Source organism: Bifidobacterium catenulatum subsp. kashiwanohense JCM 15439 = DSM 21854, assembly GCF_001042615.1.
In the GTDB taxonomy this organism is placed as follows: domain Bacteria; phylum Actinomycetota; class Actinomycetes; order Actinomycetales; family Bifidobacteriaceae; genus Bifidobacterium; species Bifidobacterium catenulatum.
Map to the genome: position 1 here is coordinate 1,671,078 of NZ_AP012327.1, position 22,029 is coordinate 1,693,106.

Here is a 22,029-nt window from a genome sequence, read left to right on the forward strand (position 1 = left end):
TGTCATTCGTTGTTCTATGGTGTGAGTCGTCTTGTGTCGCATAACGCATGTTCGGCAGGATGTCTCACGTTTGCCGTCGTTAACTGATGCTCGATGTGCCGCGTCCGAACCGCGTATGCTCGGCGATAATGCTCATTGCCGCATCCCGATCGAGGTCGGCGGAATCGAAAATGGTCATATCCGCCTGTTCCAGTGCGTTCATATCAGTGATACCAAGCATGAGATCCTCAACGAACGGCGCGGTGGAGGTGAATAGCACCGGCGGAGCGAAGGTTTTGCCCGCCTTGCCTTCCACGTACATCGTCGCTTCGAGCTTGTCCGCACGGTTGACGGCAAGAATCGCAGGCATGCCGGCAACAACAATCGTCATGTCTTTGACCGCCGCTTCCGGACCATCTCCGTCGAGATTGCGCAGCACCGCGACAGCACCTTGCGCCGATCCTATGCATTGCGCGGAAATATCGGACAATTCGCAGAATGCCGACAGCAATCGTGGCGAGGTCAATCTGGTGATGATCACCGCCACTTTCGCGCGATTGCCAAGCAGTCCCTGCAGCTCGTCTTCGAATTTCAACGAATCCTCAGCCGCGTTGAGCATGTCATCGATTCCCGAGGATTCGGAGGATTCCGCATTAACGAAAGCTTCGGAAGAATCGAAAGTTTTCGATGACGGATTGTCCGCCCGCTCATCCTTGGTTGCTTCGGCATCTTTGAATTCCTGCTCGAAGCCGGCCATAGCCGCTTCCAATTCCTCTTCGCTGAAATGCATGCCGTCAGCGTTGAGGTCACCAAAATCTTTTGATCCGTCGAATCCTTGGAAATCGTCGAAATCGTTATCCCGATCGTTGCTCATCACAGAGCGCCCTTCGTGCTCGGAATACCGTCGACACGCGGATCCGGCTCGATGGCGAAACGCAGCGCACGTGCCAAGGCCTTGAACTCGGCCTCGGCGATGTGGTGCGGATCGCGACCGGAAATCACCTGCAGATGCAGGCAGATTCCGGCATGCATGGCGATGGATTCCATAACGTGACGCACGAGCGAGCCAGTGAAATGGCCGCCGATCATGCAGTATTCGAAGCCCTCCGGCTCTCCGGTGCACACGCAGTACGGACGTCCGGAAATATCGACCACAGCCTTGGCGAGCGCCTCATCCAACGGCACGGTAGCGTCGGCGAAACGACGGATGCCGCGCTTGTCTCCCAATGCCTGCTTCAACGCTTCGCCGAACACGATAGCGATGTCTTCGACGGTGTGGTGCGCGTCGATGTCGGTGTCACCGGTGGCTTTGATGGTCAAGTCGATCAGCGAATGCTTGCCGAGCGCCGTCATCATATGGTTATAGAACGGCACCGACGTGTCGATGTCGGTTTTGCCCGTGCCGTCGAGATTCAGGCTCAGTTCAACTTTGGATTCGCTGGTTTCACGAACGATGGTTGCGGTACGCGCCATGTTGCGACTCCTTTTGGAAAATGTTCAGTCCTGTTGTGTTGGTTCGATCCCGTATGTGCTCAATCTTGTTCCACAATACGCAACACTTCGACCAAGGCTTCACGGAAACGTGCCATTTCCCCGTCGGTGCCCATGCATACGCGCATCCAGCCGTCAGGGCCGACGGTGCGGATGAGCACGCCACGCTGGAGCAGCTCGTCGAAGATGCGGTCGCGATTGTCGAAATGCCCGCCGAATAGAATGAAGTTTGACTGTGTTTCGGCCACTTCGAGCGGCTGGCCCTTGTAAGTTTGTTCCTTGAGCCATGCTGCGGTCTGATTGCGGGTGTCGCGCAGGTGTGCCACACGGCTGAGCTGCTCGTCGGTATGTTCGAATGCGGCGAGGGCGGCAGCCTGGGTGACGGCCGACAGGTGGTACGGCATGCGCACGATGCGTACGCAGTCGATGATGCCCTTGTTGGCGGCCAGGTAGCCGACTCGTGCACCTGCGAAGGCGAACGCCTTGCTCATGGTTCGGCTCACTGCGAGGTTCTCATACTCGCCGATGAGTTCGAGCGCGGTGGGCGTGCCCGGATCACGGAATTCGATGTAGGCTTCGTCCACCACGACCACCGGATGCACGCCTTCGGCTGCGCCTTCGACTTCAGCGGCTTTGGCAGCGTTGAGCACGCGCTTGAGATCGTCCATCTTCAGCGGGGTGCCGGTCGGATTGTTCGGACTGGCGAGCACGATCATGGCAGGCTTGATGTTTTCGATGGCTTTGATAGTGGCGTCGACGTTCAGAGAGAAATCCTCGTTGCGGTGCGCAAGCTTCCATGTGGTGAACGTGTCGCGGGCATATTCCGGATACATCGAATACGTCGGATTGCAGCTGAGCGCAATGCGCCCTGGACCACCGAAAGCTTGGAACAGCTGCAGCATGATCTCGTTGGATCCGTTAGCGCCCCACAGCTGGTCGACTTCCAGCTTGACGCCGGACTCGCGTTCGAGATAGTCGCAGAACGCCTGACGCAACGCGATATGCTCACGATCCGGGTAACGGTTGAGAGTCGGAGCGATTTCCTTGACTCGCTGCGCAATGGTTTCAACCACGGCCGGTTCCGGCGCATACGGATTCTCGTTGACGTTGAGGCATACAGGCACGTCCAATTGCGGCGCACCGTACGGCTCTTCGCCGATCAGATCGTTGCGCAGCGGAAGATATGCCGGAATGGCGTTGCTGGAAGTCTCACTCATCGAAGGCCTGCCTGCTCTTCCTGTTCCTTGATGGTTTCCTTGTTGTATGGATCGCCGATGAAGCGGCTTAGCACGCTTTCACCGTGTGCCGGCAGATCTTCGGAAACGGCGAAGGCGTTCACCCGAGCAGCGAGGGTCTTCAGACCCTGCTCGTCGTATTCGATGACTTCGACCGGCTTCATGAAGGTGTGCACGCCCAGACCGGAGGCGAAACGTGCAGTGCCGGAGGTCGGCAGCACGTGGTTGGAACCGGACATGTAGTCGCCCAGCGGCACTGGAGAGTACGGGCCACGGAAGATGGCACCGGCGTTGCGGATCTTGGCGATCACGGCATCCGGGTCGGCGGTCTGGATCTCAAGGTGTTCGGCGGCATACGCGTTGGCCGCATCAATGGACTGTTCGATGCCATCGGTGAGAATGATGCCGGACTGACGACCACGCAGCGACGTGTTCACACGCTCGGAATGCTCGGTGCGAGGCACGCGGTACTTGAGATCCTCCTGCACCTGTTCGGCGATCTCTTCGCTGTCAGTGATGAGCACGGAACCGGCGAGTTCGTCATGCTCGGCTTGGCCGATCAGATCGGCGGCCAGCCAGCTCGGGTTGGCACCCTTGTCTGCGATGATGGCGATTTCGGTCGGTCCTGCCACGGCGTCGATGCCTACAATGCCCGACACCATGCGCTTGGCGGTAGCGACGAAAATGTTGCCAGGACCTGTGATCTTGTCGACCGGATCGCACAGGATCTCGCCGTCCTGCGGTTCGGAACCCTTGGCGCCGTAGGCAAACATGGCCACGGCCTGAGCGCCGCCGACCGCATACACTTCATCAACGCCAAGAATGGCGCAGGTGGCGAGAATGGTCTTGTCAGGCAGACCGTCGGCATTGTTACGACTCGGCGGGGTTGCGATGGCGAGGGATTCCACGCCGGCGGCCTGTGCCGGCACCACGTTCATGATGACGGAGCTCGGGTAGACGGCCTTGCCGCCAGGCACATACAGACCGACACGCTGCACCGGAATCCAACGTTCGGAAACGCGGGCGCCCTCAGCCAAATCGGTGTGGAACGGTGCCGGCACCTGGGAAGCGGACACTGCGCGGGAACGACGTACGGACTCTTCGATGGCGGCACGCACTTCCGGATCCAACTCGTCGACGGCGGCCTTCATTGCTTCCACCGGCACGCGCAGATTCTCCGGACGGATATGGTCGAATTTCTCCGCGAAGTCACGCAGGGCCGCAGCACCGCGGGCCTTCACATCGTTAAGAATGGGCTGCACAAGATCGGTTGCCTCGTTGGTGCCCATCTCGGCGCGAGGCATAGCCTCCAGCATTTCAGCTCGGGTCAGCTTCTTGCCACGCAGGTCAATGATTCGCATATAGTTTTCTTCGCTCATAACGCCCCATGGTAACAACGTGATGTCACGAGAACGACCGCGCGTCTCAAGTTCAGCCGCATAGTGAGATATTCGGCTGAACTTTCGACATCATCCCCACGACCGGTCAGCCCAAAGGCAGAGAACTGGGACCGAAAAGGATTTTGATCTCAGCGAACAGACTCGTGTCGCGGCGCACGCGGAAACGGTCGCCGAACGTCAGCACCTTGGCGTTGCCCTTATCGTCCATCAACGCAAGCTTCACTTCGCAGGGTCCAGGATGATTTGAAAGGATTTGCCCCAACTGCTGCACATGCGATTGGTCAAGCGCAATCGGCGGCAACATAATCGTCACCGGCTTCTCATCCTGCGCCTCCAACATCGGCACGTTAAATTCCGTGGCACGCATGCTCACCGTCTCATCGCGTTTTTCAACCTGTCCACGAATCTGCACCACCGTATCGACCGCCAGTTCGGGAGCGGCGGCCTCATATACCTTGCCGAAGAACATGCACTGGATGGAGCTTTCCAAATCCTCAATCGTCACAATCGCCCAAGGATTGCCCTTCTTCGACACGCGACGATCCACATTCGTGATCAAGCCTGCCACCGTCACCTGCTGGCCGTCAGGCATATTCGCGGCACGATCGATCAGATGCGCGATCGACATTTCACTCAACGCCACCAGAATCGACTGCATACCGCTCAACGGATGGTCGGACACATACAAACCAAGCATTTCACGCTCGAAATTCAACTTGGTTTTCTTATCCCACTCCTCCACGTCAGGCACACTCACCATGGCATCACCCATGCCGGCATCATCCTCGCCGGAATCCTCCAAATCAGCGAACAAATCAAACTGGCCCTCAGCCTGCTTACGTTTCAAACCGACCACCGAATTGATCGCAGCCTCATGAATCGTAAACAACGCACGACGGTTCGGATCAATCGAATCAAACGCACCAGCCTTGATCAACGATTCAACCAATCGACGATTCAACGCCTCCATCGGCACACGCTTGATGAAATCAGGGAAATTCACATACCTGCCATGACTGCCGTCACGTTCCTTGACAATCGCGTCAACCGCAGCCTTGCCAACATTACGAATGGCGCCAAGGCCAAAACGCACCACATCGCCAACAGCGGAATACTCGTACACCGACTCGTTCACATCAGGCGACAACACCTGAATGCCCATGCGGCGAGCCTCACCCAAATACAACGCGGTCTTGTCTTTGTTCGTACTCGCACCCTGCAGCAAAGCCGCCATGAACTCCACCGGATAATGCGTCTTCAAATACGCGGTCCAATATGAAATCAAACCGTATGCGGCCGAATGCGCCTTATTGAACGCGTAACCTGAGAACGGCACCAAAATATCCCACACGGCCTGAGCCGCCTCTTGGGAATACCCATGCTCCTTCATGCCCGCGAAGAACGGCACCTTCTCCTTGGCTAGTACCTCAGGCTTCTTCTTACCCATCGCTCGGCGAAGCACATCTGCCTTGCCCAACGAATAACCAGCCAAAATACGCGCAGCCGACTGCACCTGCTCCTGGTACACAATCAGACCATACGTCTCATCAAGCACTTCCTTCAGCGGCTCAGCCACCTCAGGATGAATCGGCGTGATCTTCTGCAAACCATTCTTACGCTTCGCATAATTCGTATGCGAATCCATATCCATCGGACCAGGACGATACAGCGCGATCAATGCGGAAATATCGTTGAAGTTATTCGGCTTCAACGTTTTCAGCAACGAACGCATACCATCGGAATCCAACTGGAACACGCCAAGCGTGTCGCCTCGCGACAACAGATCGTACGTGGCACGATCATCCAACGGAATCTTCGTATGGTCGATACGTTCCTTGCCATTCGCCTCGATATTGTTCAACGTATCGCGAATAACCGTTAAGTTGGAAAGACCAAGAAAATCCATCTTGACCAAACCAAGCGTTTCACACGTATGATACTCCAACGTGGTCGTAACCGTACCATCGGTACGTTCCAGCAGCGGCGATGTATTCGAAATCGGCTCGCTACCCATGATCGTGGCGCACGCGTGCACACCGGTCTGGCGAATCAGACCCTCAATACCCATCGCCTCATCCGTAACACGCTTCGCATCCGGATCGGAATCATACAATTCACGGAATTCACGAGCCTCCGCATAACGCTTCGACGTCGGCTCGAAAATATCACGCAACGGAATATCCTTGCCACCCGTCTGCGCCGGCGGCAACGCCTTGGTGATGCGCTCGCCCATGGAGAATTCGTAGCCCATAATTCGCGCTGAATCCTTCAGCGCCTGCTTGGTTTTGATAGTACCGTAGATCACACATTGCGCGACCTTGTCTCGACCGTACTTGTCGCCAACGTAATCAAGCACGCGGCCGCGGCCATCCGGATCGAAATCGACGTCGATATCAGGTAGTGACACACGTTCCGGGTTAAGGAATCGTTCGAAGATCAGGCCATGTTTGATTGGGTCGAGTTCGGTGATGCCCATGGCGTACGCAACCATGGCTCCTGCCGCCGATCCACGGCCCGGTCCCACCATCACGCCATGCGATTTAGCCCAATTGATGTAGTCGGCCACCACGAGGAAGTATCCGCAGAACTGCATCTGGCAGATCACACCGCATTCGTAATCGGCCTGCTTAAGCACTTCAATCGGCGGATGCCCGTCATAGCGCTGTTCCAAGCCTTCCTCGACTTTCCGCAGGAACAGCGAGGTCTCGTCCCAGCCTTCCGGGCAATCGAATTGCGGCATGAACGCACCGTCCTCATGATCGTCGAACATGACGTTGCAGCGTTCGGCAATTTCCAACGTGTTGTCACACGCTTCGGGAATGTCTTTGAACAGTTCGTGCATTTCTTCGGCGGATTTCAGGTAGTAGCCGGTTCCGTCGAATTTGAATCGCCCCGGCTCGTCCAGCGTGGAGCCCGAGTTGATGCATAGCATGGCATCCTGCGAGCCCGCGTCTTCGGCACGCACGTAATGCGAATCGTTGGTGGCAAGCAGCGGCGCGTTCAGTTTTTTCGCGATGTCCAGCAGACCGTCGGTCACTTGCTTTTCGATCTTCAGACCGTGGTCCATGAATTCGATATAGAAATTGTCGCGTCCGAAAATATCCTGCAATTCCCCTGCGGCACGCAATGCTTCGTCGAATTGGCCGAGCAGTAGTCGCGTTTGTATGATTCCTGACGGGCATCCGGAAGATGCGATGATGCCTTTGGAATATTTGGCAAGAATCTCCTTATCCATTCGGGGGTATCGCATGACACGGCCCTCAAGATTCGCGTCGGTGGACGCTTTCATAAGATTGACGAGGCCTTCGTCGGTTTCGGCCCACATCGTAAGGTGGGTGATCAGGCCGCCGCCGGATACGTCGTTGGGGTTGCGCCGGCGATGCTGCGGATCGATATCGGGATTCCAGTTGGTGTCCCAGCTGACGCGGGTTTGGTCCTGTCGCGCGGTTTCCGGCGTCACATACGCTTCGATGCCGATGATCGGTTTGACACCCTCTTTGACCGCGGTGCTCCACATTTCGTATGCACCATGCATGTTTCCGTGGTCGGTGATGCCGACGGCGGGCATATTGAGTTCTTTGGCGCGCTTGACCAGATCCGGAATTTTCGATGCGCCGTCAAGCAGCGAATAATGCGTATGATTATGCAGTTGTACGAAATTTCCGGAAGTAGCCATGCAGTTCAATCTACCGGTGATTGGTGACGTACGCTCACGTTTCGGGCTTATCTTGTGTGTCGTGCCTGCCGTGCATCACATCAAGCGCATGCTGCAAATCAGCTGGATAATGCGATTTCACCGTAGTCCAGACACGGGTCCGCGGATGACGGAATTCGAGTTGCATCGCGTGCAACCATTGCCGTTCCAGTCCCAGCGTTTCGCTCAGTTGCGGATTGGCGCCATACATGGCGTCTCCGGCAAGCGGATGCCCGATGGATGAGAAATGCACGCGAATCTGATGCGTGCGCCCGGTTTCAAGGTTCACGGAAACCAGTGTCGTCTCGCCAAAACGTTCCATCACATCCCAATGGGTGATGGCCTCTTTGCCGACAGGCGTCACACAAAAACGGAAATCGGAGACTTTGGCGCGACCGATCGGTGCTTCGATGGTTGCTTTGTTTTCCCTGAGATTGCCCTGCACGAGCGCATGATAGGTCTTCACGACTTCATGTTCGGCGAATTGCCTGCGCATTTCCACGTAGGCGAGATCGGACTTGCACACGAGCATCAAGCCAGATGTGCCCACGTCGAGGCGGGATACGATGCCTTGACGCCCTGCAGCGCCATAAGAGGTGATGTGCACTCCCCTGTCGAGCAGACTGCCAAGCACCGTCGGACCGGTCCAGCCGACAGAAGCATGAGCCGCCACACCCACCGGCTTGTCAACCACCACCACATCGTCGTCTTCATAGACCACGGCCATATCATGCGCGATTGGTTCAGGCTTGGTTCGTTCCTCGACAATATCGAATTCCACGGTTTCGCCTGATTGCAGGGTCGACGATTTGGAAATGTCACGACCAAGCACACGCGCCTGCCCGCCTTCGATGAGTTCCGCTGCCTTGGCACGGGAAAGGCCTAGCATTTTGGCAACGGCGACATCGAAACGTTTGCCGACAAGCGCGTCGGGTGCGGGAACAAGACGGCTCATGCGCTCTTCTCTCCAGTCGTCCGTTCCATCTGTCCCTTGTTCCGTTCGTCAAGTTCCTTCTGACTGAACGGTTCCCCTACGAACAGCAGCACGACTGCGGCAACGCCCGCCACCATCAGGAAAATGTCAGCGACATTGCCGACCGACCATCCGTAGTTGAGGAAGTCGACGACTTTGCCGTTGAGGAAACCTTCGGCATATGCCACACGGTCGATGAGATTGCCTAACGCTCCGGCGAACGCAAGAGCAAACACCACCGTCCATTTCGTGGAAATGGTACGGATCTCCAGCCCCACAAGTGCCACGCAAGCCACAATGGCAAGCAGGGAAATCAACCACGTCATGTTGGAGCCCATACCCAAGGACGCGCCCGGATTATGCACCAACGTGAATGAAAGAATCCCCGGAATCACACGTACCGTATGCCCATCGGCAAGCGCCGACTGCGCCCACGCCTTGGTGATCTGATCAAGTACCAGCGCCGCAACGGCGATACACGCAAAGACGGCCACGCGAGTGCGCAGCCGTCTTTGATCATTTGTCATGATGTCAGACACAGCCTAATCTCAGTCGTTCTGGGAATCCTGATCATAGTTGTTCGTGTCAGACACCTGCGACACGAGCTGGCCGAGGAATTCGGTAAGACGCGCGCGGTATTCGGTTTCGAACTGCTTGAGACCCTGAATGTTCCCTTCGATGACCTTGGTCTGTGCTTCGAGATTGTCGCGGACCTGCAGGGCATAGTCGTCGGCCGCAGTACGGGTCTTCGAATCGTAGTCGAAAGCACGCTTCTGCACTTCGGACTCGTATTCGTCGGCTTCATTGTGCTTCGTGGAGAAGTACGTATCGCCCTCCTGCGTCTTCTGTACAAGGTAGGCATCGCCTTCCTGAGTCTTCTGATCCAAGTAGGTATCGCCCTCCTGCGTCTTCTGCGCAAGATAGGCATCACCTTCCTGAGTCTTCTGCGCAAGATAGGCATCGCCATCCTGAGTCTTCTGATCCAAGTAGGTATCGCCCTCCTGCGTCTTCTGCGCAAGATAGACATCACCTTCCTGAGTCTTCTGATCCAAGTAAGCGTTACCCTCCTGAGTGCGCTGTGCCAGGTAATCATCGCCTTCCTTGGCACGCTTGGTCAAGTACGCGTCACCTTCCTTGGCACGCTTAGCCAAGTATGCGTCACCTTCCTGAGTCTTCTGACTTAGGTAACCATCAGCCTTGGCACGAGTATCGGCCGAATACTGATCAGCATCAGAACGGGTGCTTTCGGAATAGTTGTCAGCCTCGGAACGAGTACGGTTGGAATAGTCGTTGGCGTTGCCGATGAGCTCGTCGTACTTGCGCTGGGACTCATCGGTGATTTCCTTGGCCTTGGCCTTACCTTTGTCGACATACTGGTCATGCAGCTGCATGGCCAAGGTCAGCATGGCGGTGGCGCGCTCCGGCTCCGTATTGGCACTGGCTGCGGCTCCTGCGATCTTCTGCAGGCTGCCGGTTTCGGTGCTCGGCTCAACCTTAGCGACCTGTTCGCGCAGCTGGGCTTCACGCTGCTGCGATTCCTGCAGCTGCTGGGCGAGCTGCTGAATCTGCATGGCCTGCTGCTGGGCACGCTCATCCTGTTGCTGGGCCTGGGCGGCCTGCTGCTGGGCTTCATCAAGCCTTGCATTGAGCTGCTGAATCTCAGCGGCCTGCTGCTGGGCCACCACAACCTGCTGCTGGGCGGAAGCCAGCTGACGGGACAGGTCTTCGGTCTGTGCGCGGAATGCGTCGCGCTCATGCTGCATGGCGGTCAGCTGCTCGCCCAAATCCGCCTGGCCTGCGGCTTCAGCCGCCTGAGCGGTAAGCTGGTCAACCTGCGCGGACAGGCGATCCACCTGACCTTTGAGCTGTTCGTTCTGGGCCGACAGAGCACGGTTGCTTTCCTCAGCCTCGGTGAGTTTGGCTGCTGCGACCTGTGCGGCCTGAGCTGCCTGATCTCCAGCGCCGGCTGCCTGCTCGGAGGCGGACTTCAATGTCGCATTCTCCTGCTGCAGGGACTGAACCTGAGCGCTGAGCTCGGAAATCTTGGAGTTGAGCCCCGCAACATCCGGGCCGAGGGACTGAGTGGCCTGGCCGCTGGCGACCGCCTGCTTGCCTAGAGCCTCCACCGTCTCGGTTACCTGATCGAGAAAATCGTCGACTTCGTCGACGTCATACCCCTCTTTGAACCTTACGGTCTGGAAAGTATGCTCTCTGATATCTTTCGGCGTCAACAGAGCCATAAATCTTACACCTCGCTTTGGGCTTGATGCCTTGCTGTTGTTGCTTTCATTTGTTGACTCTAGCACGGAACCACCGATTTTTTGCGAAAAATCGGCATTTGACATGCATTAAATGAGGAAATCAATAACAATGAGAATGAAATAAAGAACGATGAATGCTACATCGAAGTAAATGGGACCCATTGGAATAGGGCGGATATATTGGCGTAGCCAGCGCAGCGGCGGTTCCGTCAGCTGGTAAATGGCGTCAATCAGCGATGCAGCCAACCCCCGTGGACGCCACAACGGAGCCAGCACGGCAACCCAATCGAGGATCATGCGAATGAACAGCACCAGAATGTAGGCATTAACCAGAAAGTGGACGATGCTACCAATCAAAGACAAAATCATGGAGTACCACCATAGCAACAGAACATAACAAAGCCTCCATCATGGCTGATGGAGGCTTTGCACAGTCTGCTTTCGCAATGGCTTTCGTCTGCGTCAGTCGGCGAACAGATCGTGCGACGAGTTATTCGCTTGCGGCTCTTCGACCTTGATGTTCACCTGGGCTGGGCTCAGCAAGAACACGCGCGGAGTGACACGCTCGATGGAGCCACGCACGCCGAAAACCACGCCTGCGGAAAAGTCCACAATGCGATACGCCACGGCCTCGGCAACGCCAGTTAGGTTCAGCACCACCGGAACGCCGTCACGAATGGCACGTCCGACCAGCTGTGCGTCCTCATAGGACTTCGGGTGAATCGTGGTGATACGGCTCACCCTTCCTCCTTGGAACGGGTTGGCTTTGGTTTGCTCGCGCGGTGCAGACGTCGCGGCAGGCGTCGAAGCCATCGGGGTCACGGAATGGTCGGAATCGAACGAGGTTGCACTGCTCTCATCCTCCTCACTGAAATCCTCGTCACCCTCAGCAACATCGGTCATGCCCAAATAGGACATCGCGCTTTTCATAAAACCTGCCATGAACGATCCTTTCGCGTCTGCGCGTTGCTTTTAGCGCAGGAAATCCGGAATATCCAAATCGCCGGCGTCGCTCGAAGATACCACTTCATGCTCGGTGGTCTGATCGAATGACGGAACAACGGGTTCCGGAGTGGACGGAATATAAGTGGACAGCGGCTGCACCTTCGGGGCTTCCGGAGTCTGAATGAGCTGAGGCTGAGGCTGAGGCTGCTGCTGAGCCGCCGCTCTCGGAGCCGCGGACAGCGCCGACAGTGGAATCGTGTTTTCCGCAGGCTCGTCCTGCTTCTGGGCCTCGGCCTGAGCCGCCTTCTTGGAGTTGGCGTCGAAGCCTGCGGCGATGACTGTGACACGCACTTCGTCGCCATAGGCGTCGTCGAGGGAAAGACCCCAAATGATCTGCGCTTCCGGGTGGATGGCCTTGCCCACCAGCTGGGTGGCAGCAGCCGCCTCCTGCAGCTTCAGATCGGACGGACCTGCGATGTTGATCAAAGCGCCGTGAGCACCCTCGATGCTTTCTTCCAGCAACGGAGAGCTGATGGCGATTTCGGCGGCCTGGGTAGCGCGATCCTCGCCCCGAGCGGAACCGATGCCGAACAGTGCGGTGCCTGCTCCACGCAGAATGGCATTGACGTCGTTGAAGTCGACGTGAATGTACGAATTGGAGGAAATCAGGTCCGTGATGCCCTGCACGCCTGCCAGCAACGCGGTGTCGGCGGTCTTGAACGCATCGACGATGCCAATGGTGCGATCAGAAAGCTCAAGCAGTCGATCGTTCGGAATCACGATCAGCGCATCGACTTCCTTGCGCAGATTCTCAATGCCAAGTGCTGCGGAAGCCGCACGCTGGGGACCTTCAAAGCTGAACGGACGGGTAACCACCGCGATGGTCAATGCACCCTGCTGGTGTGCGGCACGAGCCACGATCGGGCTTGCACCGGTACCGGTGCCACCACCCTCACCGCAGGTCACAAACACCATATCGGCGCCCTTGAGCGATTCCTCGATATCAGACTGATGATCCTGAGCGGCCTTCGCACCCTTCTCTGGGTCGGCACCGGCGCCAAGACCACGGCTAGTGGCATCGTTCAAGGAAATCTTGACGTCAGCGTCGGAACGCATCAGATCCTTCGCGTCGGTATTGATCGCAATAAATTCAACACTTTGAAGACCCTCGGCAATCATGCGATTGACGGCATTACCGCCAGCTCCACCAACACCGACAACCTTGATATTCGTCTTGTCATTGAAATTGTCAGTCTGGGCAATCTCGCTCACCATAGTCTCCTGTCACTCGCGTTTACGCACAACTCTATCGCAGACACGCCGTAATACGCGCGCTTTTCGTCGTGTGTAACGACGTTTTTTCACTTTTTTATTGCTAACGTGTTCATTTCGCCTGAGATGTATCTTCTTTCGGCACCCCCACGCAATTTAACCACATCAGCACGTCATGTTCAATAACTGGCATCCATAGGATCGTCGCCGAACAGCGCCTGACGTTCATCATGCGTCGTTTCCCGTGATTCCAACCACCCGTAAGGCAAATGCACTTTTTTTGCGAAGCGCACGCGCCCCCTTGGCTTGTCGACCACTCGTTCGGGGAAACGGATGTCGGGATCCAGCTTGCCTATTTCGGTTCTGACATCCTCAAGATTTTCACATTCCATGAACGCGCGACGGGTGGAGCCCCCAACGGGGAATCCCTTAAGATACCACGCGATATGCTTACGCAGATCATGCACGGCCATCTGCTCATCGCCATCATAGAATTCAGTCAACAATTCCGCATGACGTTCAACCACACGGCACACGTCTCCCAGCGTAGGGTCGACACGCTTCTCACTGCCAGCGAACGCGTTCTTAATATCAGCAAACAGCCACGGCCTACCTTGGCAGCCACGGCCGATCGCAACGCCAGCGCAACCGGTTTCGGCAACCATGGCAAGCGCATCGTTCGCACCCCAAATGTCACCGTTGCCGAACACTGGAATATCAAGCGCCTCGACCAATTCGCCGATTCTGCTCCAGTCGGAATGCCCACCGTAATATTCGGCGGTAGTACGCGCGTGCAAGGTAACGGCCTTGCAACCTTCCTCCTGCGCGATATGCCCGGCTTCAAAGAACGTCTCATGCTCGTGGTCGATGCCGATACGAATCTTCGCCGTAACGGGCACATTGGCCGCGTCGCAGACCTTGACTACGCGTTGGATGATCTCGCGGAACAGATCCATCTTCCATGGCAACGCCGAACCTCCGCCACGTCTGGTCACTTTGGGTACGGGGCATCCGAAATTCAGGTCGACGTGGTCAGCCATGTTTTCGTCTATGACGATTTTCGCGGCTTGTTCCACAATTACCGGATTCACGCCATACAGTTGCAGCGAGCGAATCTTCTCGCTGGGAGCGAAATGACACAACCGCAATGCTTTGGGATTGCGGGCAACCAACGCGCGTGCGGTGATCATTTCAGCCACGTACAGACCGTCCGGCCCATAGCTTTCGCAAATCACGCGGAACGGCCAGTTGGTCACTCCCGCCATAGGCGAAAGAACCACCGGCGTCTCAACATGCACCGGTCCTAAATCAACAGGCTTAATAACCGGAGGAACCGACGGCCTCACCGCGTCGGTACGCGGGTCGAGCACGTCGGATTCCTCGTAAGCAGTCACAATGCTATCTGGCATAAGAACGCTATGGTAACCAGCAACCAGCTTTAGTACAAGCCACCGGCTTCGGCGATCTTAACGGACTCAGGCCAAGCCTCACCACCCATCTCAACCGGTACCTGCGGGTAGCGCACATGCTTCTCGCCAATGCGTGCAGCCACATAATCGGCCACCTTATCGAGTGCGACGCGCTCCTGCTGCATGGTGTCACGTTCACGAATGGTGACGGCCTGATCGTCGAGCGTGTCGAAATCGACAGTGATGCACAGCGGGGTGCCGATTTCGTCTTCACGGCGGTAGCGACGGCCGATCGCACCGGCTTCATCGTAGTCAATCATCCAGTCGTGCTGACGCAGGTCGGCTGCCAGATCATGTGCCACGGTCTGCAGTTCCGGCTTCTTGCTCAACGGCAGCACGGCGGCCTTGACCGGAGCTAGGCGAGGATCAAGGCGAAGCACGGTACGCTTGTCGACGCCGCCCTTGGTATTCGGTGCCTCGTCAACGTCGTAGGCGTCAACGAGGAAGGCCATGAGAGAACGGGTCAGGCCTGCGGCCGGCTCGATGACGTACGGCACGTACTTTTCGCCAGTGGCCTGGTTGAAGTAGCTCAGATCCTCGCCGGAATGCTTGGCATGCGCGGAAAGGTCGAAGTCGGTACGGTTGGCTACGCCTTCGAGTTCACCCCAATCGGATCCCTGGAAGCCGAACTTGTATTCAATGTCGACGGTGCGCTTCGAATAGTGGGCCAGCTTCTCCTTCGGATGCTCATAGTGGCGCAGGTTTTCCGGCTTCACGCCAAGATCGATGTACCACTGGGTGCGTGCATCGATCCAGTACTGGTGCCATTCCTCATCGGTGCCCGGAGCCACGAAGAATTCCATTTCCATCTGTTCGAACTCGCGGGTACGGAAGATGAAGTTGCCCGGGGTGATTTCGTTACGGAAGGACTTACCCATGTTGGCGATGCCGAACGGCGGCTTGGAACGAGAAGAGGTCATCACGTTCTTGAAGTCCACGAAAATGCCCTGCGCGGTTTCCGGACGCAGGTAGTGCAGCGAGTTCTCGTCTTCGACCGGCCCGAGGTGGGTACGCAGCATCATGTTGAAGTCGCGCGGTTCGGTCCAGTTGCCACGGGTGCCGCAATCCGGGCACACAATATCTTTAAGACCGTTTTCCGGCAGCTTGTCGCCATGCTTTTCGGCATAGGATTCCTCAAGCTTGTCTGCACGGTGGCGCTTGTGGCAGTTGAGGCATTCGATCAGTGGATCGTTGAACACGGACACGTGGCCGGAAGCTACCCACACGGCCGGCGGAAGAATGATGGACGTGTCAACGCCCACCACGTCGCCACGGGTGACGACCATGGAACGCCACCATTCGCGCTTGATATTGTCTTTCAGCGCGACGCCGAGCGGACCGTAATCCCACGCGGAACGGGTTCCGCCGTAGATTTCACCGGCGGGAAAAACAAAGCCACGACGCTTGGCGAGGGATACGACTTCATCGAGTTTGGATACAGCCACAATGCACCTTCTGGTTTGAACGGTTTGGGGTCTTTACAAGCGCAAAGCCTACCTTTACGCGGTGACAGAACGCCACCCCGCGTTACTATTTCGTGGCGTTCTCGCCTCCAACAGTGTCGTTGCCAAGCACCAGCGGCCAGATCTTGCAGTCGATCATCACGGTTTTCTTATTCAGATTTGCCTATGAGATTTACGTACGCAACTACATTTACGAGAACGTGCTGAATTCACCTGATCCCGGAGTCGACTGGCCCGCTCCAGTGTCAGGGCCTTTGTATAGATTAAGTACGTTATGTACATGCAGGGGGGCTTTCCGACGAAAGTGGAAGCTGAGATAGGCGGATGCCTGACCCTTTGAACCTGTTGGTTAGGACCAACGTAGGGAGCAGACAATGAGCGACGACTCATTTTCGGCAATGCTGCGCGAACAGATTGTGCAGGCAGTCAACAAAGTACGAGAGACCACGCCTTTGGCGCAGTCGTTTACCAATTTCGTTACGATGAATCTTGTGGCCAACGCGCAGCTTGCCGCCGGAGGCACTGCCGCCATGAGCTTTCTGCCGGACGATGTGATCGACACTGCGGAAATCGCCGGATCGAACTACATCAATGTGGGCACGCTGCTGCCGTTCTTCAAAGATGCGCTGCCGGAAATCGCCTACAAACTGCACAAGAACGGCAAAACGTGGGTGCTAGATCCGGTCGCCGCGGGCATCGGCAAAACCCGTACCGCCATTCTTGAATCGTTCCGTACCTATACGCCAACCATCGTGCGTGGCAATGCGAGTGAGATCATCGCACTCGATGCGATGTGGGGCCTTGCTCAAAACGATTCTACCGTTCCCGGCACGCGTCCGGCAGGCGTGGAGGCTGTGGACGAGGTCGATGCAGCCGTTGATGCGGCCAAGAGGCTGGCCCGCCATCTTGTGAAACGCTCCCCCATCGACGCTGGTGCAGTGGCTGTTTCCGGTGCGGTTGATCTAGTGACCGACGGCGAGCATGTGTTCCGTCTGCCAGGCGGCAGCGCGATGATGACGAAGATCACCGGCGCTGGCTGCTCACTTGGCGGCGTGACCGCAACATATTTGGCCGTAGCGGAACCGTTGGTAGCTACGATTTCCGCTTCGCTGCTGTACAACAGAGCTTCCGAAATCGCCGAAGCGAAATCTTCAGGCCCGGGATCCTTCCAAGTGGCGCTGCTTGATGCGCTTTGGAACGTCACCGCCGAGGAAGTCGCCGCCTCCGAAATCATCGTCGACTAGACTTTGCTGCTGCCCTGCATACCATGCGGCATGTTATGCAGAGTTCGGCAATTGCGTATGCAGAAAAACGGACGAATGCCGGTTTCACATTGTAGGCTTTCCGAACCACTTACCGAGAAGGGTTGATTATATGAACAATTATTCATATGAATCGATGCGCGATACATTCGATATGAGCGCCTACTTTGTGGTCGGCCCACAGGATTGCAAAGGATGACCGATTACCGGCGTGGTTGAGGACGCGCTGCGCGGGGGCGCAACGTTCATCCAGCTGAGGGCCAAAGATACCGACGCGAAAGATATCACCAGCATGGCACGCGATATCGCACAGGTTATCGAACACAACAGCAAATCCGATTCCGTGGCGTTCGTGATCGACGACCGTGTGGACGTGGTCTGGCAAGCACGGCACAAGGGCATCAAGGTTGACGGCGTGCATATTGGGCAAACTGATTTGGAACCGACGGATCACAAGTATTTCAAGACTTCAGATCATAAGTAAGCAAAAGCAAGTAAGGAGTCATTCATGACCAGCACATTGCCACCGGTATTGAGCATCGCAGGATCGGATTCCTCCGGCGGCGCCGGTATCCAGGCGGACTTGAAAACCATGCTCGCCAATGGAGTATTCGGCATGACCGCCATTGCGGCGCTGACCGCGCAGAACACCACAGGCGTGACGATGGTTACGAACACGCCTGTGGAAATGCTGGCCGCGCAGATCGACGCCGTGTTCGACGATATTCCGCCGGTCGCGGTGAAGATCGGCATGGTGTCAAGCGTGGAGCTCATCAATGTGATTGCCGACCGTTTGACCGCTCATGATGCCGAGAATGTTGTGCTTGACCCGGTGATGGTGGCAACGTCCGGTGCGAAGCTCATCGAAGATGACGCGATCGCCGCATTGACTTCCAAGCTGTTCCCGCTCGCCACCGTAATCACGCCAAACATGCCGGAAACCCAAGCATTGTGCGAGCTGGCTGTTGAGCAGGGCGCCGATGCGATCGACTATGAGAATGGCGAAAGCATCTCCAGCGAAAACGACATGGTGACGGCAGGCCATCTGCTTGCCGGCCATTTCGGCTGTGCGGTGCTCGTCAAGGGCGGCCATGGTACGCAGGACACCAGCGATGTGCTCGTCGAGCCGAGCGGCAAAGTCACTTGGTTCCGCGCGCGCCGCATCGACAATCCAAACACGCATGGCACCGGATGCACGCTGTCGTCGGCGATCGCATCGCACCTGGCACTCGGCGAAACATTGCCGGAAGCCGTCGACAGTGCAAAACTGTATCTGACGGGCGCTTTGGAGGCACAGCTTGACCTCGGTCACGGATCCGGACCGATGGACCACGCTTGGAAATGGCGCTGACAGCCAAATCCGCATCAACCAATCCAAGCCATATCAAGCCGATAGGAACGCAACGAAAGGAACGAACATGACCCTTGATCGCAATGCGGAAAAGCAGGAAGTGCCGATTAACCCGGAAACCGGCAAACCGTATATCAACACACTTGCCGCGGTCGCCATCTCTCCCGCTGGCGCAAGTCCTGAAAAGTCCACGTACGTAGCGCAGGCGGTCGACGTGATCCGCCAATCCGGACTACCGAGCGAAACCAACGCCATGTTCACCAATATCGAAGGCGACATTGACGACGTGCTCAAGGTGATTCGCGACGCCACCATGAAACTCGCCGGTCAGGGCTATCGCACCGACGTGGTGATCCGTCTCGACATTCGCCCCGGTTTCGAAGGCCAGATCCACGCCAAGCAGGCGCTTGTGGACGAAATCCTGTCGGAATAAATCCGGGATGGACCAATAGAATATCGAGTAACAAAAGAGCGCGCTATTTACAAAAATAGTGCGCTCTTCTTATTGATTTAGGTATAGTGTAGCGACTATGACTACGATGAAGGAAATTGCCGAAGCAGCAGGGGTGTCCATTTCCACCGTTTCCCTGGTACTTAACGGCAGAGATGAGGGACGTGTGAAGGCCCCGTTAGCCGCGCTCATACGTGAGAAGGCGAACGAACTCGGCTATACGGTCAATCCTCTGGCGCGCAGCCTACGCACCTGCCGCACACGAATTCTCGGCTTCATCAGCGAGGAAGTCGCCACCACCCCGTATGCAGGCGGCATCATTCTTGGCGCGCAGGATGCGGCAAGCACCTACGGATATATGATCATCACGGTCAGCACCGATGGCAAGGCTAGCGAAGAGAATGAAATAGCCACATTGAAACGGTATGGCGTGGACGGTTTCTTCTATTCGAAGATGTCGAACCGCATTGCGACCGTGCCTGCGTCCCTCGGCGATTATCCGGTGGTGATGGTGGACGCCACCGATGCCGACAACCAGGTCCCCAGCATCGAGCCAGACGAATTCCAAATCGCCTACGATGCCACGAAACGGCTGATCCAAGCCGATTGTGAGAGGATCGCCTATATCGGATGTTCGGAAAACATGATTGCGCAGGATGGTCGTTTTGCTGGATATCAGGCGGCATTGCAGGATTCCGGTTTTGCCTACGATCCTGCGTTGGTGTGCAATGTACTCCATAGTGGCCCGGCGTTGCGCGCCGTCGATAAGCTGTTCGATGAACGCAATCCCGACGGTTTCTTCTGTTTCAACGATGCGCGCGCGTGGTATGTGTATGAATGTGCGGCACGTCGTGGACTGACTGTCGGCAAGGATATTTCCATCGTCGGCGTCGACAACCACCGCGTGTTTGCCGAAACGCTGGAACCGCAGTTGACCACAGTGGAGCTGCCCCACTATGAGATGGGTTATTGGGCCGCCTGCAAGCTGATTTCGCTGATCGAACGCAAGCCTGTCGACAGCTCGTCCTGGCCGAGCACCACCGCTCCCCTGCCACCGTTGGATTCGCCGATCCCCGCGAAGATCCATTGCGCGCTGATAGAAAAGGGGTCAGTCCGAAGCTGATTTCCTTGATTTGAGATCATGCAAGAAGGTCTTTTGACATGTCTGTTGCGACACGCCGAAGGCCTTCTTTTTATACCTCATTTCGGCTTAATTGCAATACTTCCGAGAAGTGTTGCAATTATTGACGTCAATCGATTGACGTCAATCGTTTGACATGCTATTATCTAACCATGTTCATTCACTTGGCACGGCAGCTGGGTGAATGACGGCACAACACCGCATCACTCAAACAATGAAGTGCTGCGCGGCAGCGGCACCAACAAAAAGAAACAGAGAAACAACATGACAAGCAACACTCGATCCGCATGGAAGAATCCTTCCTATCTGCAGAGTTCCTTCGGCATCTTCATGTTCTTCTGCTCGTGGGGCATCTGGTGGTCCTTCTTCTCCCGCTGGCTCACCGACCCGACCCACGGCCTGGGCATGACCTCCGCAGAGCAGGGCCAGATCTACTCCATTAACTCCTTGGCAACCCTGGTCATCATGTTCGCCTATGGTGCCATCCAAGATCAGCTGGGCATCAAACGCAAGCTCGTGATCTTCGTCTCCGCCATCGCAGCGCTCGTCGGCCCGTTCGTACAGTTCGTGTACGCCCCGATGCTGACTGCCGGCGGTACCACCCGTTTCATCGGCGTGCTCATCGGCTCCATCGTGCTCTCCTCAGGCTTCATGGCCGGCTGCTCCCTGTTCGAAGCGCTCACCGAACGCTACTCCCGTAAGTTCGGCTTCGAATACGGACAGTCCCGCGCTTGGGGCTCCTTCGGCTACGCCATCGTGGCACTGTGCGCAGGTTTCCTGTTCAACATCAACCCGCTGCTGAACTTCTGGGTCGGCTCCATCTGCGGCCTTGGCATGCTGTGCGTCTACGCTTTCTGGGTTCCGGCCAAGCAAAAGGAAGAGCTCAAGAAAGAAGCCGATCCGAACGCGGCTCCAACCAACCCATCCTTCAAAGAGATGATCTCCGTTCTGAAGATGCCGACTCTGTGGGTACTCATCGTCTTCATGCTGTTCACCAACACCTTCTACACCGTGTTCGACCAGCAGATGTTCCCTAACTACTACGCTTCCCTCTTCCCGACCACCGAAATCGGCAACGCCACCTACGGCACCCTGAACTCCTTCCAGGTGTTCCTCGAGTCCGCCATGATGGGCGTCGTTCCGATCATCATGAAGAAGATCGGCGTTCGTAACTCCCTGCTGCTCGGCGCAACCGTGATGTTCCTGCGTATCGGCCTGTGCGGCGTGTTCCACGATCCGGTCAGTGTCTCCATCGTCAAGCTGTTCCACTCCATCGAGGTTCCGCTGTTCTGCCTACCGGCATTCCGCTACTTCACCCTGCACTTCGACACCAAACTGTCGGCAACCCTGTACATGGTGGGCTTCCAGATCGCTTCCCAAATCGGCCAGGTGATCTTCTCCACCCCGATGGGCGCCCTGCATGACGCCATGGGCGACCGTCCAACCTTCTTCACCATCTCCGGCATCGTGCTGGCCGCCCTAATCTACGGCTTCTTCGTGATCAAGAAGGACGACCAGGAAGTCGGCGGTGATCCGTTCTACACCGATAAGCAGCTCAAGGCCCAAGCCGCAACTCAAGCAAACGCCTGAGCGCAACCGCCAAAATCGGCAAGAACACAACTAAATCGTGCTGCCCGAAGCG

At 56.6% G+C, this 22,029-nt stretch carries 18 protein-coding genes, 1 pseudogene and 1 riboswitch; of the genes and pseudogenes, 6 read left to right on the forward strand and 13 right to left on the reverse strand.

From position 1 onward, the window contains the following. Positions 1–79 precede the first annotated feature (79 nt). The 13 genes from BBKW_RS07260 to BBKW_RS07320 form a co-directional block, all read right to left on the reverse strand. Entirely contained in the window at positions 80–853 is a 774-nt protein-coding gene (locus tag BBKW_RS07260; protein ID WP_033500470.1) for a hypothetical protein, read from the reverse strand. Continuing rightward, positions 853–1,452 (reverse strand): imidazoleglycerol-phosphate dehydratase HisB, encoded by a 600-nt coding sequence (gene hisB / locus BBKW_RS07265; RefSeq protein ID WP_003834316.1) that lies wholly within the window; start codon positions 1,450–1,452, stop codon positions 853–855. The genes BBKW_RS07260 and hisB overlap by 1 nt, the downstream gene beginning before the upstream one ends. A 59-nt stretch (positions 1,453–1,511) precedes the next feature. Then, positions 1,512–2,687, reverse strand: coding sequence for a histidinol-phosphate transaminase (locus tag BBKW_RS07270; RefSeq protein ID WP_033500469.1), 1,176 nt, complete (start codon positions 2,685–2,687; stop codon positions 1,512–1,514). After that, the gene (hisD, locus tag BBKW_RS07275; protein ID WP_193786571.1) at positions 2,684–4,066 is read right to left on the reverse strand and encodes a histidinol dehydrogenase; all 1,383 of its coding nucleotides are present in this window, start codon (positions 4,064–4,066) and stop codon (positions 2,684–2,686) included. Before hisD ends, BBKW_RS07270 begins: the two co-directional genes overlap by 4 nt. A gap of 124 nt (positions 4,067–4,190) precedes the next feature. After that, positions 4,191–7,781, reverse strand: coding sequence for a DNA polymerase III subunit alpha (dnaE, locus tag BBKW_RS07280; RefSeq protein WP_033500467.1), 3,591 nt, complete (start codon positions 7,779–7,781; stop codon positions 4,191–4,193). A 34-nt stretch (positions 7,782–7,815) separates the two neighbouring features. Then, on the reverse strand, positions 7,816–8,754 hold the full coding sequence (locus tag BBKW_RS07285; protein ID WP_033500466.1) for an RluA family pseudouridine synthase: 939 nt from the start codon (positions 8,752–8,754) through the stop codon (positions 7,816–7,818). Then, on the reverse strand, positions 8,751–9,299 hold the full coding sequence (locus BBKW_RS07290) for a signal peptidase II (protein WP_033500593.1): 549 nt from the start codon (positions 9,297–9,299) through the stop codon (positions 8,751–8,753). The genes BBKW_RS07285 and BBKW_RS07290 overlap by 4 nt, the downstream gene beginning before the upstream one ends. A gap of 21 nt (positions 9,300–9,320) precedes the next feature. After that, positions 9,321–11,012 (reverse strand): DivIVA domain-containing protein, encoded by a 1,692-nt coding sequence (locus BBKW_RS07295; protein ID WP_033500465.1) that lies wholly within the window; start codon positions 11,010–11,012, stop codon positions 9,321–9,323. Between the two features lie 108 nt (positions 11,013–11,120). Then, positions 11,121–11,402, reverse strand: a complete 282-nt coding sequence (locus tag BBKW_RS07300; protein ID WP_003834303.1) for a YggT family protein — start codon at positions 11,400–11,402, stop codon at positions 11,121–11,123. A gap of 93 nt (positions 11,403–11,495) precedes the next feature. Then, positions 11,496–11,975, reverse strand: coding sequence for a cell division protein SepF (locus BBKW_RS07305; RefSeq protein ID WP_033500464.1), 480 nt, complete (start codon positions 11,973–11,975; stop codon positions 11,496–11,498). Positions 11,976–12,005: 30 nt separating this feature from the next. Next, the gene (gene ftsZ / locus BBKW_RS07310; RefSeq protein ID WP_033500463.1) at positions 12,006–13,253 is read right to left on the reverse strand and encodes a cell division protein FtsZ; all 1,248 of its coding nucleotides are present in this window, start codon (positions 13,251–13,253) and stop codon (positions 12,006–12,008) included. A 176-nt stretch (positions 13,254–13,429) separates the two neighbouring features. After that, positions 13,430–14,659 (reverse strand): tRNA dihydrouridine synthase DusB, encoded by a 1,230-nt coding sequence (gene dusB / locus BBKW_RS07315; RefSeq protein WP_081962234.1) that lies wholly within the window; start codon positions 14,657–14,659, stop codon positions 13,430–13,432. Between the two features lie 29 nt (positions 14,660–14,688). Continuing rightward, positions 14,689–16,164 (reverse strand): glycine--tRNA ligase, encoded by a 1,476-nt coding sequence (locus BBKW_RS07320; RefSeq protein WP_004220693.1) that lies wholly within the window; start codon positions 16,162–16,164, stop codon positions 14,689–14,691. A gap of 292 nt (positions 16,165–16,456) precedes the next feature. Next, positions 16,457–16,566, forward strand: a riboswitch (TPP riboswitch). Between BBKW_RS07320 and thiM the strand changes: the two genes are divergently transcribed. The 6 genes and pseudogenes from thiM (at position 16,557) to BBKW_RS07350 (ending at position 21,977) form a co-directional block, all read left to right on the forward strand. Beyond that, a complete protein-coding gene (gene thiM / locus BBKW_RS07325) occupies positions 16,557–17,426 on the forward strand; it encodes a hydroxyethylthiazole kinase (protein WP_033500462.1) in 870 nt (289 codons plus the stop codon). (Overlaps the previous riboswitch by 10 nt.) A gap of 130 nt (positions 17,427–17,556) precedes the next feature. Then, positions 17,557–17,895 (forward strand): annotated as a pseudogene (locus BBKW_RS07330) (thiamine phosphate synthase); the annotation flags it as partial. A 57-nt stretch (positions 17,896–17,952) separates the two neighbouring features. Then, a complete protein-coding gene (gene thiD / locus BBKW_RS07335) occupies positions 17,953–18,795 on the forward strand; it encodes a bifunctional hydroxymethylpyrimidine kinase/phosphomethylpyrimidine kinase (protein WP_033500461.1) in 843 nt (280 codons plus the stop codon). Positions 18,796–18,862: 67 nt separating this feature from the next. Beyond that, positions 18,863–19,228 (forward strand): thiamine-binding protein, encoded by a 366-nt coding sequence (locus BBKW_RS07340; protein WP_004220731.1) that lies wholly within the window; start codon positions 18,863–18,865, stop codon positions 19,226–19,228. Positions 19,229–19,325: 97 nt separating this feature from the next. Beyond that, the gene (locus BBKW_RS07345; RefSeq protein WP_033500460.1) at positions 19,326–20,369 is read left to right on the forward strand and encodes a LacI family DNA-binding transcriptional regulator; all 1,044 of its coding nucleotides are present in this window, start codon (positions 19,326–19,328) and stop codon (positions 20,367–20,369) included. 282 nt (positions 20,370–20,651) lie between these two features. After that, positions 20,652–21,977, forward strand: a complete 1,326-nt coding sequence (locus BBKW_RS07350) for an MFS transporter (RefSeq protein ID WP_033500591.1) — start codon at positions 20,652–20,654, stop codon at positions 21,975–21,977. Positions 21,978–22,029: the final 52 nt, after the last annotated feature.

Bases quoted from the DNA above. Each gene is read 5' to 3' on its own strand.
- BBKW_RS07260 (WP_033500470.1), bottom strand. From the start codon at position 853: ATGAGCAACGATCGGGATAACGATTTCGACGATTTCCAAGGATTCGAC.
- hisB (WP_003834316.1), bottom strand. From the start codon at position 1,452: ATGGCGCGTACCGCAACCATCGTTCGTGAAACCAGCGAATCCAAAGTT.
- BBKW_RS07270 (WP_033500469.1), bottom strand. From the start codon at position 2,687: ATGAGTGAGACTTCCAGCAACGCCATTCCGGCATATCTTCCGCTGCGC.
- hisD (WP_193786571.1), bottom strand. From the start codon at position 4,066: ATGCGAATCATTGACCTGCGTGGCAAGAAGCTGACCCGAGCTGAAATG.
- dnaE (WP_033500467.1), bottom strand. From the start codon at position 7,781: ATGGCTACTTCCGGAAATTTCGTACAACTGCATAATCATACGCATTAT.
- BBKW_RS07285 (WP_033500466.1), bottom strand. From the start codon at position 8,754: ATGAGCCGTCTTGTTCCCGCACCCGACGCGCTTGTCGGCAAACGTTTC.
- BBKW_RS07290 (WP_033500593.1), bottom strand. From the start codon at position 9,299: ATGACAAATGATCAAAGACGGCTGCGCACTCGCGTGGCCGTCTTTGCG.
- BBKW_RS07295 (WP_033500465.1), bottom strand. From the start codon at position 11,012: ATGGCTCTGTTGACGCCGAAAGATATCAGAGAGCATACTTTCCAGACC.
- BBKW_RS07300 (WP_003834303.1), bottom strand. From the start codon at position 11,402: ATGATTTTGTCTTTGATTGGTAGCATCGTCCACTTTCTGGTTAATGCC.
- BBKW_RS07305 (WP_033500464.1), bottom strand. From the start codon at position 11,975: ATGGCAGGTTTTATGAAAAGCGCGATGTCCTATTTGGGCATGACCGAT.
- ftsZ (WP_033500463.1), bottom strand. From the start codon at position 13,253: ATGGTGAGCGAGATTGCCCAGACTGACAATTTCAATGACAAGACGAAT.
- dusB (WP_081962234.1), bottom strand. From the start codon at position 14,659: ATGCCAGATAGCATTGTGACTGCTTACGAGGAATCCGACGTGCTCGAC.
- thiM (WP_033500462.1), top strand. From the start codon at position 16,557: ATGAGCGACGACTCATTTTCGGCAATGCTGCGCGAACAGATTGTGCAG.
- thiD (WP_033500461.1), top strand. From the start codon at position 17,953: ATGACCAGCACATTGCCACCGGTATTGAGCATCGCAGGATCGGATTCC.
- BBKW_RS07340 (WP_004220731.1), top strand. From the start codon at position 18,863: ATGACCCTTGATCGCAATGCGGAAAAGCAGGAAGTGCCGATTAACCCG.
- BBKW_RS07345 (WP_033500460.1), top strand. From the start codon at position 19,326: ATGACTACGATGAAGGAAATTGCCGAAGCAGCAGGGGTGTCCATTTCC.
- BBKW_RS07350 (WP_033500591.1), top strand. From the start codon at position 20,652: ATGACAAGCAACACTCGATCCGCATGGAAGAATCCTTCCTATCTGCAG.